Origin of the sequence: Microbulbifer taiwanensis (assembly GCF_014904815.1) — a bacterium.
GTDB lineage: Bacteria > Pseudomonadota > Gammaproteobacteria > Pseudomonadales > Cellvibrionaceae > Microbulbifer > Microbulbifer taiwanensis.
Window position 1 is genome coordinate 88,662 of record NZ_JACZFR010000012.1, and the last position, 16,716, is coordinate 105,377.

Consider the following 16,716-nt stretch of genomic DNA (forward strand, 5'->3'; position numbering starts at 1 on the left):
GACTTCACAGCCTAGCGGGGGAGTATGACAGCCCGGCTAAATGGCAATGAAGCAGAACAGCTGTCTATTTGTTAATCTATCTCCAATAATCAGAATCATGGATCCGGCAATGAAGTCCGCCAATCTCACCCGCCCACTGCTACTCCCCGCCCTGTTGTTGCTCCTCACCGGCTGCAACCCGGATCAGTTCGCCGGCGGCACCGCCCTGCCGGACGGCTCCGTCTACAGCGGCGATCTCGAAAACGGCCTGTTTCAGGGCCAGGGCACGCTGACCTGGCCGGATGGCCGGAGTTACGAGGGGGAATTCCGCCAGGGGCGGATGACCGGTCAGGGGCGGTTTGATTACGGCGATGACTGTGTCTACGAAGGAGAATTTGTCGATGGCGACTTCAATGGCAGCGGTCGCTACACCTGCGGGGACACCGTCTGGGAGGGGCAGTTCGAGCAGGGCGAACTGCTGAAGGGCTCGGTGCACTGGGATAGCGGTGAAGTCTACGAGGGCGAGTTCCTCGAATGGGTGGCTCACGGCCAGGGCCACCAGACAACCGCCGAGGGCGCCCACTACGAAGGCAATTTCGAAGAGGGCTACCTGGTGCAGGGCAGCTACAGCGATGCCGAGGGCTATCGCTACCAGGGCGGCTTCGAGTACTCCTACTACACCGGCGAGGGGGAACTGACCCAGCCGGACGGTACCATCATCCGCGCCACTTTCGAATACGGCGAGGCCAGCGGCGAGGGTGTGCGCATCCGCAAAGACGACAAGGGCGAGCCGCTGGAGGAAAAGGGCTATTTTGTCTCCGGGCGCTATTACCCCAGTAAAAAGGCCTGGCGCGGCGACGACAGACAACAGCGGGCGGCCGTGGAGGCGCGCCTCTATTCCGAGTCCGACCGACTTCAATCCCTTTTCTCGTCACTGGCCCCGCAGCGGCCCGGCGTGCGCGACGTCTACCTGCTGGTGGTGGGCGGCGACGGCACCTCGCCGGTGTTTGCCAAGGAGGTGGACTGGGTGTCGCAGCGGCTCGCCAGCGTATTCGATACGGAGCGGCGGCAGCTGCACCTCTCCAACGGCGGCGGTGACAAATATCCACTGGCCACCCGCACCAGCGTGCGCGAAAGCCTGAAGGCACTGGATGCGGTGATGGACCCGCAAGAAGATCTGCTGCTGGTGCACCTGGTCAGCCACGGCGGTGACACCGGCGACTTCAAGCTGGCCGAGAAGAAGCTGCCGCTGAACGACCTGTCGGTAGCGGACGGCAAACAGTGGCTGGACGGCCTCAAAGCCCGGCACCAGTGGATCATCGTCTCCGCCTGCTATTCCGGCCTGTGGAAAAATGCCCTGGCCAACTCCGAGCGCGCCGTATTCACCTCCGCCGCCGCGGATCGCACCTCCTTCGGCTGCAGCGACGACTCGGAGCGCACCTGGTTCAGCGCGGCGCTGTACGGGGATGCGTTGAATGTGGGTGTCAAAGATCCCGCCGCCTGGTTCGCCGCCGCCAACAGGCGCGTAACCGAAATGGAAAAGGAACAGGGGATTGAGGGAGAAGAACATTCACTGCCGCAGAGTGCGGTTGGGCAGATGTTTATGGGATGGTGGCAGCGGTAACCCACTTTCTGAATACGACAGCCGTAATTTCGCCAAATCATACATTGAGGAGTTGGGTTAGAGGCCACTGCCTCGTTCCCAACTGCCTGGCGCCCCCTGAAGCGAAGCAGGCTATCGAACTTGCCAACCCGGCGAAATAGCTCGCCGAGCTAGCAATCTGAAATGGCTCTGGCCCGCAAAAGCTATTCTATTGGCCAACTTTTATTTCGGTAATTCTGTAGGTTTGCTTAACTGGTCCCTGATAGCCATCTTCTGTAGGAATGTAAGTCGGCAAGAAGAAACTGTTTCCGGAGTATATGAAAGGTATTCTCGAAGTTGCGTGAAAATACATACCGGGAAACTCCAGCTTCATTGCCAGCTCATAATTTTCATCATACAGCCTGAACTGGCTGATCCAGGCCCTGTTGACCGAATCAAAGATCTCACCGGCATTAACTATACCGAGGCTGTTCCAATCGAAGGCCCTCCCCCCAGTATCATTCAACCTTGCAATTTCTTCCCTGGTTTCCATTGAGTAAATTCTGGCAGTGGCGCTATCCAGGGCGTGACTACCGTCCGGTGCGACAATCAATTGCCCGGGATAGGGTATAAAGGTCTCATTTTCAAACTTGTCCAGGCCGTTCAATTCCGCATTGATCGTGTAGCCCTTTTCTACATATGGAGCGAGGGCCCGGATGGTGTAGTTATAACCGGTTTCAATAATTGGGTCTTCTAGGGTTACCGATGATAGCTCCGCATCGAACACCTCTGCATAGTTGAAATTTCCATCTACATTACGGGTAACGCGCACGAAGATCTGCTCATCGGTGTAGTATCTCAGCACCCAGTCATAGGGTGGTGCCGGGATTTCTGTCTGTACTGCTTCAGGGTTTTCCTCTGTCAGATCGAAATAATCAATCTCGGAATCCCGGAATATTACCAACAGACGATTAAGCGTTTTCTGGTAATACACATCGAAGCGCTCTTTTTCTTCTCCCAGGGTACGGGTCAACAGCAGTGGAGGCAGAAATACTTTGCGATTGCTATCCCAGCGGAGGATGGAACCGACCTTGGGGTTACAGCCGTCGGAATAACAGCGGTCCCAAAAATATGCAATTCCGTTGACATCTACAGTGTGATCCATCCAGTAAATCAGCTCTATATAGCAAGTTTCCCCATCGCCATCAGATTCAAGTGCGCAATTGGGGTTAAGAGGATAATGATCCTCGGTATCTGCCACATCGTCGTTATCGTCGTCAGTGTCAGCGTTATTGCCAATTTTGTCACCATCTGTATCGCTGTCTTCTGTGGCATCCATAGGAAAAGCGTCATCGGAATCTGGCACCCCATCATTGTCATCATCCAGATCGTTCTCATTGATGATGCCGTCTCCATCTGTATCGCGGGAATCGGTGACAGTTACGGTGGCGTAATACAGGCTGAAAGTTTCACCTGCCGGGTCGGTAGCTGTTATGGATATCTGCCATTCACCAGGCTCGTCAAAGGCTATCTTATGAATACCGTACCCCGCCTGGTCAACCTGGGCGTAATCGTGTATCTCTTCTCCTTCAGCTCCATACCCCTCATATAGGTTCCAGAGTTCCAGCCCTATTGTGAGCAGGTCACCGTTGTCGTCGGTTATGTATTTGCTGTAACCACTGATGGTAATCTGTTCACCGAAGTCGGCCGCCTTGGAATCAGTGAACAGGGCACGATCATTTTTTTTCGGAGGAGTGTTGCTCGCACTGAAGAAATCGAACTTCCCTTCATTCAAGTCGGAAAATCGCAACCGAACCCCGGCACTGGAAAAATTCTGAGTAGATGTAGCAAAGTAGAGTAACTCCAGATCGCGGCTAGAAATGATTCCAACGTGCTGCATGACACCAAAGCTGTCGCTGGTACCGGTGATATTGCTGCCGCCGGTATAACGGTCGCCGATATCGAAGATCTGCCTCTTCAGCACTGCCATACCAGAAGACTTGGTCCCCAGACCACCACTGAAGTTTTCGGCATCTGTCAGTGAACTGCTATTCCCCATAGGGAGTTCATACATGAAATCTTCCGCGAGATAGAGCTCCCCATTGCGGTTGTCCACTGCCTCCAGATTGGAAACCACATTGATCCTGAACGGATCCTCATTGCTGCCGGGTACCACTACCAGGGCACTGCCATCGATGCTCAGATTGTAGGTGGCCCTGGTCGCCGTGAGACCGGAAAAGCTGAATTCAATATCGTAGGCGCCGTCACCGTCGGCTTCGGAAGTTGCAATTTCCAGCTTACCGTCCAGCACCAATCCATTTTGCAATTGGCAGTCCTGGAACGTCAGGGATTCGGCGGCGCCATTCTCGGAAACCACATTGGTCATAGTGCCATCCGCAAAACAGCTTTCACTGTTGCTGCCGTTTCTGCTGGAGGAAAAGCTGGGCGAATCCAGTGGAGAGGTAAAATTGTTGATGAGCGTATTGTGTACATCCACGAAGGTATAGGCGCTGCCGGCAAAAGTGCGGGTGTTTTCCCGGGTTATTTCTGCCGTAGGCGTAATCGACGCTGAGTCACTTCCACTCCCCTGCCCGGAATCATTACCGCTTCCGTCACTTGCGCCGCTGTTATCTCCTCCTCCACTGCCGCCGCAAGCAACGAGGGTAAATGCACTGATCAGAAGTAAGGCTCGAGCGAGGGAAGTTTTCATAGGTATTTTCTTACGGAACGTGGATTCGGATCTTACCGGCGGGCATGACAACCGGGGCGAGGATATTAGTGGATATCGGCCGCTGAATAAAGATTGACCAGGCATAGAGAAAGTGGCCGGGAACGGACAAGCTGATCAAAAAACATACAAAAGTCTACGACGCAAGAAAAAGCCGCCCGGGCCCTCGCTTCCCGATTTCTGGTATCCTGCCCGCACAAATCATAACCATGTTCCTTGGGGGAGATCGACTCGTGGGGCCATTTAAGTTTTTACCGGGAAATTCAGCCTTCCTCGCCGTGAGCCTGCTCACCGCCATTGCAATGGCGGGCTGCGGCGGCGGTAGCGGTAGCGGTAGCGATTCCGGGCAGGAGGCATCCAATGGCGGAAGTGGTTCCGGCTCCACCCCTCCCAGCTATAACGGCCCCACCACTGCGGCGCCGGTGAACCGGGATACGGTGCTGGAGCTGTCCCGGTCCCTGATCGCCGCTGCCGGTATATCGGAAATTGCCAACAGCTTCTGGATTAGTGTTGACCCTGGCTCCAGTAGTCCCAAGGAGAGCAAAAACGGCTCGGGCGGCGGCAAGGTTACCGTCGAGGTCAAGTCCACCGGCTCCAGCAGCTCCGAGGTAATCATCGGGTTCAATGATTTTACCGAGGAGGGTGTCACCGTCAACGGCCGGATTGTCCAGAATGTGGAGCGACATCAAGTCAATCAAGACGGAAGCTACTACACCTATATTTCGGGCGATCAATCCTTTGAAAACTTTACTCTGGAAACCAGTGAAGAAAGTTTTTTACTGCACGGCAGCGTCGAAGGTGCCGGACCCGAATCTCGTCAGCAGCAGCTCAGCCTCATTCTCGCCGACGAGGCAGAAAACCAGCAACTCAAACTGCAGGACTTTTCCATAGACAAAACGCTGGTAAGCGGCTACCCATACAGCTATTTCGACACCGAGGTCAGCGGCACCCTGTATGACTCAGCTCAGGGGAAAATCACTATCAGCACCGAGCGCCCCATGGCCGAGTTCGGCCTGGAGGATAATCGTAATTACTGGCGGGGGCGGCGCAACGGACTGATCCGCTTCGAGGGCGAGGGCGAAGGCGAAGGCGGACTCTTCGGTCTGAGCGGCACCTACGCCACACTTCTGCTCGACGAAGACGGCGATGGCCAGCTGGAAACCGGCACCCGGGTCACCTGGGAGCTGCTCAACAACAGCGAATCCTTTGTCTGGCAGAACAACAACCTCCCACCTGTTTCCAACCCGGGCGAATCCATTAGCAGCCGAGAGCGCCTGGATACTTTCCTCCACGGGCTCTACAGCCACGACCCCGACGGCAACTTCCTCTCCTATCGCTGGGAACTGGTAGCCAAACCTGCGGGCAGCGCCTTCGAGCTAGAAAACCCCAGGACTCCATACTTCACCTTCCAGCCAGACCTGGCGGGAGACTATGTTTTCAATCTCCACGTTTCCGATGGCGAAAACCACTCCCGCTCGACTTCCAGCGTCACCGTCTGGGAAAACCTCACCAATGAAACCTATTCCGTGGAGCAGCTACACGCGGGACTGGAAGTAAACCGGCTCGACACTGCTCAGCCGGCCTTCGCCCTGGATGCCACCAGCGGCATCGACGGCCCCTTCGACGAAGGCGACGTCGACTGGAGTGCCAGCTCCGGCGGGATCGGCAGGGGAGAAACCGGGCTCGAGGAGAACAACCACACGCCGCACAACACCGTCTCATCGCTGTCGTCCTATGGCCACATATTCACGGCCAGCGCCAGCGGACCGGACTTTTACAGCTCGACCACCATCAACAGCGGGGATGTCCCCATCGCCGTCAGCGCCCGCCTTGCGGGAGCATACGGCTTCCAATCGGAGTCCGCGGCCGCCGCAGACCTCAATGGCGACGATGTCCCGGATATCGTTTCCCTCTACAAGGTCGATAACACGCAGTTCGAAAGCGAAATTTTCGTCAACAAGGGAGACGGGACTTTTACCCGCAAAGAGTCGGTATCAGCGGGAAACAAGTTTCTGGTCACCGGCGATCTCAACAGAGACGGCCGACCGGATATCGCCAGTTCGGATAATGAGTCAATGGTTGTGGCCATACAGGATGGTCAGGGCGATTTCAGCACCGTGGAAAGGCTGGCGTTCCCCGAATCCCCCTGCAACCGAGAAGACCACAACTATACCCGGGATATCGCCATCAGCGACGCCGATGGCGATAGCGAAAAAGATCTTATCGCCCTGCGCAGCTGCTCGGAACTGGAAATTGTCTATTGGCCGCAAGGAGATAGCGGGCCCGGGGAAGCCACACGCATTCTGTTGATGGAAGAATGGGTCGATGCTGCCACCCTTGCAGACGTAAATAGCGATGGACGTGAAGACGTCCTTATTATCTACACCAACACCTATACCGACGAAGAACAGGTTCGGATTCTCTACAACACCGAAGAGGGTTTCACGCAAACCACCCTGGATACCTCTTTCAATACCAACGTACCCGGTGTTGCAGCTGAAGACCTGACAGGAGACGGTTTGGCCGAGATAGTGATACTCAACGGCAGTTATATCAACATTCTCTACCAGGATGAGGCGGGCAACTTTGAAGAAATTACTGAAATTTCCGAATTCGATTTCTCCGGGAGCAAGAGCCAGAACGTAAAGTTTGCCGACCTGGATGGCAATGGCCGTACAGATATCCTGCTTACAAATCTGTATAGATCCTACGCTGTCATGAACCAGGGAGAGAACAACTTTACTCTGAACTTTCTCAGCGAAAAATTCTCTCCGCGGGACAATGCCAGCACCGGTGTAGCAGACGTCAACCGTGATGGTTTTCCCGATCTTGTCGTTCCCACCAGTGAAGGGGTAGTAATCGGATATGGCGACCTCACCTATTACGGTACAACCCAGGACTGATCCCGGCAACGGGATTCAGGCTTCAACCGCCTACAGTGGCGGGTGTGCACCGTGCACACTCGCTGCTAGAGGGAAGTGACGGTAACTCGCCACGATTACCAAAGAACAGGGCCGGGCCCCGAAAAGGCCGGGAGCCCTACCCGGCATGGGGCAGCAGCGGCTGTGCCTTCCCAACGAAGGCAGCGACAGAGCCCCCCGCCACTACCTGCTCACAACCATCAGAGCTTTCCCGCCTTGGGTGCCCGCGCCGCATGCAGCTTCTTGTAACTCTCGATCAAGCGCAGGTGCTTATCCAGCCCCCCCAGCTGCATATTGGTCGGCGTCAGTCCATGGAAGCGCACGCTGCCATCCACTGATCCCACCACCGCATCCATCACCTCCTCGCCAAACATGCGCCGCAGGTTGGCGATGTAATCGCTCAGCTCCAGCTCGTCGTCGAGCACAATTTCCAGCACCGCATTCACCGCCTGGTAAAACAGGCCGCGCTCGACGGTGTTGTCGTTGTACTGCAGGAAGGTCTCCACCAGTTCCAGCGCTTCCTCGTGGCGCTGCAGCGCCAGGGTGATCAGCAGCTTCAGCTCCAGCACCGTCAGCTGTCCCCACACGGTGTTCTCATCGAACTCGACGCCGATCAGGGTGATGATGGTCTCGTAGTTGTCGATCTGGCTCTCCTCCAGGCGCTCCACCAGATCTTCCAGTTGCTCATCGTTCAGAGAATGCAGGTTGAGGATATCCTCGCGGTAGTCCAGGGCCTTGTTGGTGTTGTCCCAGATCAGGTCCTCGACCGGGTAGACCTCGGAATAACCCGGCACCAGGATGCGGCAGGCCGGTGCACCCAGGTCCTCGTAGGTGGCCACATACACCTCTTTACCCATCTCCGCGAGGATCCCGAACAGGTCTGTGGCCTCTTCCTTATTCGTCTCGGTGTGATCCTGGGTGAAATCCCACGCGACGAATTCGTAATCGGCACTGGCACTGAAGAAGCGCCAGGACACCACGCCGGTGGAATCGATAAAGTGCTCGACAAAGTTATTCGGCTCGGTCACCGCCTGGCTGTTGAAGGTGGGCGGCGGCACGTCGTTCAGGCCCTCGAAGCTGCGGCCCTGCATCAGTTCGGTGAGGCTGCGCTCCAGCGCGACCTGGAAGCTCGGGTGGGCGCCGAATGAGGCGAAGACACCGCCGGTGCGCGGGTTCATCAGCGTCACGCACATCACCGGGAAGCGGCCTCCCAGGGACGCGTCCTTGACCAGGATCGGGAAGCCCTGCGTCTCCAGCGCCTCGACACCCTCGAGGATGTCGGGGTACTGTTCCAGCACCGCGCGCGGCACCTCCGGCAGCGCGATTTCCTGCTCGATGATCTCCCGCTTCACCGCCCGCTCGAAGATCTCCGACAGGCACTGCACCTGCGCCTCGGCCAGGGTATTGCCGGCGCTCATACCGTTGCTGAGGAACAGGTTCTCGATCAGGTTGGAGGGGAAATACACCAACTCGCCGTCGGACTGGCGCACAAAAGGCAGGGCGCAGATACCGCGGTCGGCGCGGCCGGAGTTGGTGTCGATCAGGTTGGAGGCCCCGAGCTCGCCGTCCGGGTTGTAGATGGGCAGCGTGTAGTCATCCAGGATGCCCGCCGGCAGCGCATCGTCCGGCCCCGGCGCAAACCACTTTTCATCCGGGTAGTGAACGAAATCGCTGTGGGCGATTTCCTCGCCGAAGTACTGGTCGTTGTAGAAGAAGTTGCAGTTCAGCCGCTCGATAAACTCGCCCAGCGCCGAACACAGGGCCGCCTCCTTGGTGGCGCCCTTGCCGTTGGTAAAGCACATGGGCGAGGCCGCATCGCGGATATGCAGCGACCACACATGGGGCACGATATTGCGCCAGGAGGCGATCTCGATCTTCATGCCGAGATCCGCCAGTATCCTCGTCATGTTGGCGATGGTCTGCTCCAGCGGCAGATCCTTGCCCTCGATAAAGGTGCGGTGCTCCGCATCCGGCTGGACCATCAATAGCGCCTGGGCGTCCTCGGCCAGGTTCTCCACCGTCTCTATCTGGAACTCGGGGCCCGTCTGCACCACCTTCTTGACCGTGCAGCGATCGATGGAACGCAGAATGCCCTGGCGGTCCTTGTCGGAGATATCCTCCGGCAGCTCCACCTGGATCTTGAAGATCTGGTTGTAGCGGTCTTCCGGATCGACAATATTGTTCTGCGACAGGCGGATATTGTGTGTCGGAATATCCCGCGCCTTGCAGTAAACGAGCACAAAATAGGCCGCACAGAGCGCAGAGGAGGCCAGGAAGTAGTCGAACGGACTCGGCGCCGAACCGTCGCCCTTGTAGCGGATCGGCTGGTCGGTGATGACCGTGAAGTCGTCGAATCTGGCTTCGAGGCGCAGGTTATCGAGAAAATTGACGTTGATTTCCATTGGGAACTACCGGAACTGGAGGGTTTGCGGGCCGTAGGGCTGAGGCGCGCATTATCCAGTTTTAGCACTGCCGCGTCTCCCCATCCCGGAATACCCCTATGTCGTCACTCCGGCGGAAGCCGGAGTCCAGAGAAGCCCCGGAGCTGTGGATTAAGGCACCAGACAACCGCGATCTGAACAAGGGTGTCCCGCCAGTCACCCGGGCCTCAAATTCTGCGGGCACACTCCCTTTGATCAAGCATCATCACAAACCTGCTCCCAGATTTCCCCATAGCCAGCCCGATCCAGATAACCCCCGATTAAGTGAAACAGCCTCTCTACGGCATAAGCTATTTCACTATCGCTAAGCTGGTTAATCTTGGGTCTCTCTTTAGCTGTCTCATCAAGAACGAACCAATAGAATTCGGCCAAGGATTTCGCCTGATCACTCGACCCTACTTCCGCGTCATTCGAAATGATTGCGCTCACGTCAGAATTATTGAAAAGCGCGCAGTAATGTTTTGCAACTGCTTCGCAGTGCTTGTTGTTTCCTGAATAATTAAGCATTTCTCACCTCAGAAAGTCTCGTCCTGGATCATATTCATGTGGTACGCAAAGAACTGGAGATTCTCGACAAGCTTGCGAACATGCATACGCTCTGTCACTGCCAGGAAAAAATGATTTTTGTCGTCCGGATCTTGTATGAATTCCATGCCAGAAGGCATGTTGTGCTCACCAAGAACCCACCAAGACACATCGACTGGACCAGGATTTTTATACCCTTTCGCATGACGACTGAGCATCTTTCTCACATTCTTTAAATGAGAAAATGTTTTCGAAAATGACAACCCCATTGTCCGATCAGGGAGAACCCACTCAAGACCACTGGCCTTGTCAAAGTTATAGTCACATACCCTCACGCCTTCGACCAATTGGTAGGGGCCCTGTGAACCCTCGATATAGGAGGTTGAATCATTGGGGGGAACAACCACCCTAAATAAAACCCCAATAGGGTTGGTTTTCGCATCTCTATGAGCTTCTATAAGCTCATTCACATAGGACCTCAGATCCTCAATAGTTTTATACTGAGCAACATATTTACTTGGCGGCATTATCAATCCTTGAAAATAGCTCTATAGCTGGCCGTCGCGAATTATGGCCAGCTTCATCTGAAATGGCAATTGCACAATATAAGCAGGCGGTTAAAGCCAAACTGCGAACGCCCAAATTATTTCGAATAAAGCGATGTCCGGCTGCGAAAGTTGGAACGGTCGCCCCTGTCTAGTAGTGCATAGAGAAATAGCAGAACTGGGTTGGCGATCAAGGTATGGCTTGGCAATATGAGAGATAGTTCCGACTCATGCCAAAGGGGCAATCAATGAACTGTGGCCGGGCGCCGTCGATTCATCAACATACCTACAAACTCCGCTTCTGCAATGAAATCATCATTTCAAACGGCCCCAACATCCCCGAAAAATCCTGTTCAGGCTCCAACGCCCCCATAGCCACCACAATACTCTCCAACGTCGACAGACTATTGGGCAACGAAGACCGCCGAACCCGATAATTCGACCGCAACTCCCCCTCAAAACTAACCCGCGGCAACCACTGCAACACCGGCTGCAGATGCAACATCTTCTTCGACTTCCGCCAGCTGGCATCAATCACCACCAACTGCTCCAGTCCCCGAGCCTGCGGAGTACCCGTCTCCACCCGCTCCACCATCGGCAGCCAATCCAGCGACGGATAGAGCAACGCCGATCGCGGCGCCAGCAGCCGCCCCAGCTCCGCTTCAGACAGGCTCTCCGTCACCACCAGCTCACTGTTGTCCAGGCACAGCTGCGCCATGCGCCCGGTGTTGAACGGGTGCTTCTGTTCCAGCGGGTGCTGTATGATCAGCACCTTGATCCGGTTGGCGATATGGACCAGTGCGCTGCAGTAGCAGACTTTCGGCGGGCGCTGGCAGGTTGGGCAGATTTGGCGCGGCATAGATGAGTCTAGATAAGGAATTTTCGGCGCAGTGGCTCTCCGAAGCGGAGATACCACTGGCCAACAAATTTTACCGCATGTATAAATTCCGCGGCAAAGCGCGGCGACATGATCCCTGTATGGTGATCAGGGACGGGCAGAACCAGATTATTGCCTGTGGTTGCCTTAGGCAGTTAACGGAGTGCCAGTTGCTGGCGGGTGTAGCCGTGGCGCCGGATTACCAGGGGCAGGGCGTAGCCCGGCTGCTGCTGAGCAGCATGGCGGGAGCTTTTGATGACCAAACCTTCACTTTCTCCTATTCGCACCTGGTGGCATTTTACCGGTCTATGGGATTTGTAGAGTTTGACAAAGATGGGCAGCCGTCTGCGATTCTCGATCGGTTTCACACCTACCAGAAACAGGGGCGAGATATTGTGTTAATGCGCTATCGGCAATACGGGCAAATTGAGAATGAATGATCGTCAAGTAGACTCCGTTGGTTCTATTCGCCGCTGGATGTACGGTGAAAAGCTGGAGAATTTTCTGAAGCAAGATCCGAACTCGATACTCGGAGAACTATTGAGACAGTCAGTGGGCGACGTCGAGATGACTCAGCGCAATGCTTGGGATCATCAAATTTGCATCATGAAATCGTTTTCTTTGCCGGAAAATCTAGTTTCCGGAGCGCGTATCTACTTTGAATTGACAGTACCGAGGCTTGGACGCCGCGCCGATGTTGTGCTGATCATACGCCATATCATGTTCATCCTTGAATTTAAAGTTGGCGAATCTGCATTCAATAGATCCGCACTTGATCAGGTGTTCAATTACGCTCTGGACTTTAAAAATTTTCATGAACCCAGTCATGATATCAACGTAATTCCTATCCTTGTTTCCACAGATGCTCCCGAACAACCTTTCCAATTAAATACTACATCGCGTAAAGACGGTTTAGTTTTTCCGATATGTTCGGCGCCATCTCAAATAACAGATATTATTCAAGAAGGACTGATTAATTTTAGTGCGCCATCGATTGATGCAACCGCCTGGGAGCAAGGTCGGTACATGCCTACACCTACCATTGTTGAAGCCGCCCGTGCTTTATATAGTGGACACGATGTCAAGGAAATTTTTCGTAGCGACGCTGGAGCTCGAAATCTTACAGCTACAACACAGACTGTAGACACGATCATAGAAAAATCGCGAAATCATTGCCGTAAAGCGATTTGCTTTATAACGGGTGTACCGGGTGCAGGAAAAACTTTAGTTGGGTTGGATTTGGCAACTCGGCACCTTAATCCAGACAGCGAAACATACAGTGTATTCTTATCCGGAAACGGCCCATTAGTTGCTGTATTGCGTGAGGCACTTACGAGAGACCGAGTAGAAAAGGCATCCCTTACCGGCATGACGATTCGAAAGGGGGAAGCCAAAAAGGAAGTAGAAGCTTTCATACAAAATGTACATCACTTTCGTGATGAATATCTGCAAGATACGGGTGCACCGCCTGAACACGTTGTCCTGTTTGACGAAGCTCAGAGAGCATGGAACCTTGAGCAAACCAGTGCTTTCATGCGACAGAAAAAGGGAAAGTCCGAATTTAATCAATCCGAGCCGGAATTCCTTATCTCCTGCCTCGATCGACATGAAGACTGGTCCGTCGTGGTATGCCTAGTTGGTAGTGGACAGGAAATTAATAGAGGAGAAGGCGGCATTGGTGAATGGTTCGATGCTGTACTTAAACGATTCCAATCTTGGGATATCTACTTATCGCCCAAGTTAGTGGAGGCTGAGCATTCAACGGGCGATAAACTCCAGAAAGTACTCGATCATAAGAACACCTATGTCAATGAAAATTTGCATCTCGCCACATCCATGCGATCATTTCGCGCAGAAAATCTGAGTCGCTTTATACGTGAAGTACTAGAATTTGAAATCGAGTCTGCCAAAGCAACACTAGCTGGATTGTTGGTTCAGTATCCGATCCTACTGACTCGAGACCTATCTCGTGCCAAAGAATGGTTGCGCAAGCAAGCGCGAGGATCTGAACGTTTCGGAATCGTGGCTTCATCGCAAGCGGAGCGCCTAAAGCCTCACGCCATTGATGTCCGGGTAAAGACAGATCCAGTTAAATGGTTTCTTGCGGGGAAAGACGATACACGTTCGTCTTTTTATCTAGAAGATGTTGCCACTGAATTTCAGGTTCAGGGGCTGGAGCTTGATTGGGCCTGCGTAGTGTGGGATGGAGATCTTCGCTACAGCGGAGATCGTTGGGCACACCACCAGTTTCGCGGATCACGATGGAATCGGATTAACAAACTGGAGCGCCAACGCTATCTTGAAAATGCTTACCGTGTGCTACTAACACGTGCAAGACAGGGCATGGTAGTGGTCGTACCGGAGGGAGATGATAGCGATCCGACACGTTCCTGTGATTTCTACGACCCAACTTACAACTACCTAGAGTCACTAGGGCTGCAATTGCTATAGCAACAGTAAGCGCTAGTGCCTTGGTTAACTGACCCTTGTGTGTCGAAACTTAATCAATTGTTTTAATGAGATACGTCTTGGGGAGGATATCGGCAAGTACTTGGGCCATGATCAACCTCGATGTAGCTTATTTAGCTACAAACGTAGCTTTTTTGGCTGCACTGCATCAGCTCGATGGCGAGAGCACAAAATGCCTTCAGGACAGACCGTCCAACAGCGCGAACATCGCCTTTATGGGCCAGACGCAGTCTTTGTGCCCCTTGACGGTACAGGGCCTGTCCGCGAGCCATACCGAGGTGCTGTAGGGAAGCAGCTCCTGCACATCCAGCCTGTCGTACCACAGTTTGTGTTCGAGATCGCCTTTCATCTGGTTCATGGTGCCCTGCACCGAGCGGTCGCTGTCGCTGTCGAAGCAGAGCCCTGAGAGCTGTGCCGCGGCCGCATCCAGTTGCTCCTGACTGGCACCGGCCTTCAGCAGGGTGTTCATCAACGTATCCTGGAAATGCCAGTCGAGCGCCGCGAAGTCTTCTTTGCGCAAGCATGGGATAAATACCGGAAAGCGGGTTGTATCGTGTACCAGAAGCACGCAATTGCGGCGCTGCAATAGCAGCAGGTTGGCATGCCAGCCGCTCAGAGGACTCGGGGCGGCGGCTGGCTGTGACTTCTCGCCGTCGGGGAGCCACCCTTTGTCATCAACGGGTAATTTGGCGAGCAGCTTTTTGGTGGCATGGACTTTGATCAAAATGGGCCCTTTCTGCTATCCCGGTTCAAACATTTGCAGCGATAGCCGATTCTCCGCGGCCATTAAGATACAGCTTCTGCCCACATGAGTAAAAATCCACCGACACTGTGCCCTGTATCCCCGTGGCTACTGGACCCCCGCCTTCGCGGGGGTGACGAGAAACGAATTTCTAGGTGCCCTGAATATGGTGAGCAAAGCAGCCCGCCCCTAAGGGCAGGTTGCTTACTGAGCAGAACCGGAAGGTTGCAATTTGACCAGGTTGTTCAATACACCTTCCAAGCCACCGTAAACGGATATCTTGTCGATCCGCGCGGTTACCCGTTCAAGCGCTTCGAGTTCCTTCAGGCGCATCAGAACCGGGTTGTTTTCCATCATCTTGGCGGTGTTATGCAGTGATCGCATCGCCTGGGTTTCCTCCCGGCGCTTGATCAGGTTGGCTTCGGATTCCTTTTGGGCTTCCACAACCTGATTGAGGATCTGCTTCATATCACCCGGCAGAATGATGTCTTTCACTCCAACGGTCACGATTTCGATACCGTACTGCGCCAGCTTTTCGCGCGCATCCCTGGCGATGCCGAGATTCAGGCTGTCCTTGTCTTCCAGCAGCGCGTCGAGGCTCTGTGTACCCACTGCCTCGCGCAGGCGCAGCTGGAGTTCCCGATAGATGAACTCGGCATAGTTTCCCAGCTTCAATGCGGCCTTTTCTGGGTCCAGCACCCTGTAGCTGGCGCTCAGGTTGATGCGCAGGCTCACCCTGTCTTTGGTCAGGATTTCCTGGCCGCTGACTTCCACGGTCTGCAGTCTGAGGTCCACCAGCTGTATGCCGATGGAGCGGTTGCATTTCCAGAAGCCGTAGCTGCCGGGGCGCAGTTGCTGTTCCAGTTTGCCGTTGACGGTCAGCAGGCCCAGATGTTCGTCCGGCACCTCGACAGTGTGGATCGCGGAAATCGCTGTTGCGCTTTTACCCAGTTTCGAGCCACGGCCGAGCAGGCTGACAAGCTTTTCGTCCAGGGTGTAGTGCTCACTGATATCGATAATATCGACGCGCACCTTCTCCACGCCTTTCCACACGGGCAGGAAAGTGCCCGGGTGCAGGACATCCACCAGGTGCCCGTCGCGGTAGAGCAGGCCGACTTCGGTATCGCTCAACTCGTAAGGTTCCAAATACGGAGCCAGCTTTTCGGCATGTGTGTTGAGCAGAAACTTTGCGTTAGTGCGGTCGAACAGCACCTTGCTGATATCGTAGACCTCGACACGGGTTTCGCCGGCCAGTCGCAGTATGCGATGGCGACCCGGCTCGAGGACGCGGATAAAGCGGTTTCTGCGAAACAGGAATGCGCGTTCGTTGTCCGCTATATCTATACATTTCCATAGAATCATTTTACTTCTCCTTATGCTGATCACCCGTAGCTGTATTCGGTAGCCACATCTGGTGCGCACGGCGCACCCTACGGTGATCGAGGGTGAGGCCCACCCGGAAACACGGAGGGCGACGGTTTGAACGGTGCTGGTCGCGCGGTCATGGGCGGAACCGGCCATTATCCGAGGGAGCGCTACAAACCTGTCCCTCATCTGCTGGCGAGTTCCGCTTAACTAAACGACGTGCAACGCTGCCCACCGCCGGCGTCTGTGCTTCCGGCGCTTTGAAACACCGAGGTGCTGTCTCCCCGGGAGGAAATAGTCCAGCGGCACCTCAAAGCCATGGGCCTCTGACAGACATCAAAAGGGCCTAAACCCTGTGGGGACTCGAACCCCAGGCTTTCGCCTTTACCAGATAGGTCGTTTCAAAGACGACGGTTACTTAGGCAGGATTCGAACCTGCGTCCGGCCGATTGGCATCGGCTGCTCTACCTCTGAGCTACAAAGTAGTGTTCAGGTGATTTTCCGGTAGGTACACAAGAGGCCAAAGGCCTTTGTGCCAGGCT

General features: G+C 54.7%; 11 protein-coding genes and 1 tRNA gene. 4 read left to right on the forward strand and 8 right to left on the reverse strand.

What is annotated here, in order from left to right; genetic code table 11:
• Positions 1 to 109 precede the first annotated feature (109 nt).
• The gene (locus IG627_RS04265) at positions 110 to 1,603 is read left to right on the forward strand and encodes a C13 family peptidase (RefSeq protein WP_193190288.1); all 1,494 of its coding nucleotides are present in this window, start codon (positions 110 to 112) and stop codon (positions 1,601 to 1,603) included.
• Between the two features lie 187 nt (positions 1,604 to 1,790).
• On the opposite strand, the gene IG627_RS04270 is transcribed toward IG627_RS04265, so the two are convergent.
• Entirely contained in the window at positions 1,791 to 4,271 is a 2,481-nt protein-coding gene (locus IG627_RS04270) for a hypothetical protein (protein WP_193190289.1), read from the reverse strand.
• A gap of 251 nt (positions 4,272 to 4,522) precedes the next feature.
• On the opposite strand from IG627_RS04270, the gene IG627_RS04275 reads away from it, so the two are divergent.
• Complete coding sequence (locus tag IG627_RS04275; protein WP_193190291.1) at positions 4,523 to 7,192, forward strand: FG-GAP repeat domain-containing protein; 2,670 nt, start codon at positions 4,523 to 4,525, stop codon at positions 7,190 to 7,192.
• A gap of 218 nt (positions 7,193 to 7,410) precedes the next feature.
• Here IG627_RS04275 and IG627_RS04280 read toward each other — a convergent pair whose 3' ends face one another.
• From IG627_RS04280 to IG627_RS04295, 4 genes are all read right to left on the reverse strand, one after another.
• A complete protein-coding gene (locus IG627_RS04280; protein WP_193190293.1) occupies positions 7,411 to 9,612 on the reverse strand; it encodes an OsmC domain/YcaO domain-containing protein in 2,202 nt (733 codons plus the stop codon).
• A gap of 234 nt (positions 9,613 to 9,846) precedes the next feature.
• Positions 9,847 to 10,158 (reverse strand): hypothetical protein, encoded by a 312-nt coding sequence (locus IG627_RS04285; RefSeq protein ID WP_193190294.1) that lies wholly within the window; start codon positions 10,156 to 10,158, stop codon positions 9,847 to 9,849.
• A gap of 8 nt (positions 10,159 to 10,166) precedes the next feature.
• A complete protein-coding gene (locus tag IG627_RS04290) occupies positions 10,167 to 10,703 on the reverse strand; it encodes a hypothetical protein (RefSeq protein ID WP_193190296.1) in 537 nt (178 codons plus the stop codon).
• A 304-nt stretch (positions 10,704 to 11,007) separates the two neighbouring features.
• Complete coding sequence (locus tag IG627_RS04295) at positions 11,008 to 11,580, reverse strand: tRNA-uridine aminocarboxypropyltransferase (RefSeq protein WP_193190297.1); 573 nt, start codon at positions 11,578 to 11,580, stop codon at positions 11,008 to 11,010.
• A gap of 2 nt (positions 11,581 to 11,582) precedes the next feature.
• On the opposite strand from IG627_RS04295, the gene IG627_RS04300 reads away from it, so the two are divergent.
• Both IG627_RS04300 and IG627_RS04305 read left to right on the forward strand, forming a co-directional pair.
• On the forward strand, positions 11,583 to 12,038 hold the full coding sequence (locus tag IG627_RS04300) for a GNAT family N-acetyltransferase (protein ID WP_193190299.1): 456 nt from the start codon (positions 11,583 to 11,585) through the stop codon (positions 12,036 to 12,038).
• Entirely contained in the window at positions 12,031 to 14,049 is a 2,019-nt protein-coding gene (locus IG627_RS04305; protein WP_226864699.1) for a DUF2075 domain-containing protein, read from the forward strand. Before IG627_RS04300 ends, IG627_RS04305 begins: the two co-directional genes overlap by 8 nt.
• A gap of 196 nt (positions 14,050 to 14,245) precedes the next feature.
• Here IG627_RS04305 and IG627_RS04310 read toward each other — a convergent pair whose 3' ends face one another.
• The 3 genes from IG627_RS04310 to IG627_RS04320 all read right to left on the reverse strand — a co-directional run bounded on the left by IG627_RS04310 (position 14,246) and on the right by IG627_RS04320 (position 16,659).
• A complete protein-coding gene (locus IG627_RS04310) occupies positions 14,246 to 14,791 on the reverse strand; it encodes a DUF6933 domain-containing protein (RefSeq protein ID WP_193190301.1) in 546 nt (181 codons plus the stop codon).
• Positions 14,792 to 15,013: 222 nt separating this feature from the next.
• Positions 15,014 to 16,171: a slipin family protein gene (locus IG627_RS04315; RefSeq protein ID WP_193190302.1), complete on the reverse strand. Its 1,158-nt coding sequence runs from the start codon at positions 16,169 to 16,171 to the stop codon at positions 15,014 to 15,016.
• Between the two features lie 417 nt (positions 16,172 to 16,588).
• Positions 16,589 to 16,659, reverse strand: a tRNA-OTHER gene (locus tag IG627_RS04320).
• Positions 16,660 to 16,716: the final 57 nt, after the last annotated feature.

Bases quoted from the DNA above. Each gene is read 5' to 3' on its own strand.
- IG627_RS04265 (WP_193190288.1), top strand. From the start codon at position 110: ATGAAGTCCGCCAATCTCACCCGCCCACTGCTACTCCCCGCCCTGTTG.
- IG627_RS04270 (WP_193190289.1), bottom strand. From the start codon at position 4,271: ATGAAAACTTCCCTCGCTCGAGCCTTACTTCTGATCAGTGCATTTACC.
- IG627_RS04280 (WP_193190293.1), bottom strand. From the start codon at position 9,612: ATGGAAATCAACGTCAATTTTCTCGATAACCTGCGCCTCGAAGCCAGA.
- IG627_RS04285 (WP_193190294.1), bottom strand. From the start codon at position 10,158: ATGCTTAATTATTCAGGAAACAACAAGCACTGCGAAGCAGTTGCAAAA.
- IG627_RS04290 (WP_193190296.1), bottom strand. From the start codon at position 10,703: ATGCCGCCAAGTAAATATGTTGCTCAGTATAAAACTATTGAGGATCTG.
- IG627_RS04295 (WP_193190297.1), bottom strand. From the start codon at position 11,580: ATGCCGCGCCAAATCTGCCCAACCTGCCAGCGCCCGCCGAAAGTCTGC.
- IG627_RS04300 (WP_193190299.1), top strand. From the start codon at position 11,583: ATGAGTCTAGATAAGGAATTTTCGGCGCAGTGGCTCTCCGAAGCGGAG.
- IG627_RS04305 (WP_226864699.1), top strand. From the start codon at position 12,031: ATGAATGATCGTCAAGTAGACTCCGTTGGTTCTATTCGCCGCTGGATG.
- IG627_RS04315 (WP_193190302.1), bottom strand. From the start codon at position 16,171: ATGATTCTATGGAAATGTATAGATATAGCGGACAACGAACGCGCATTC.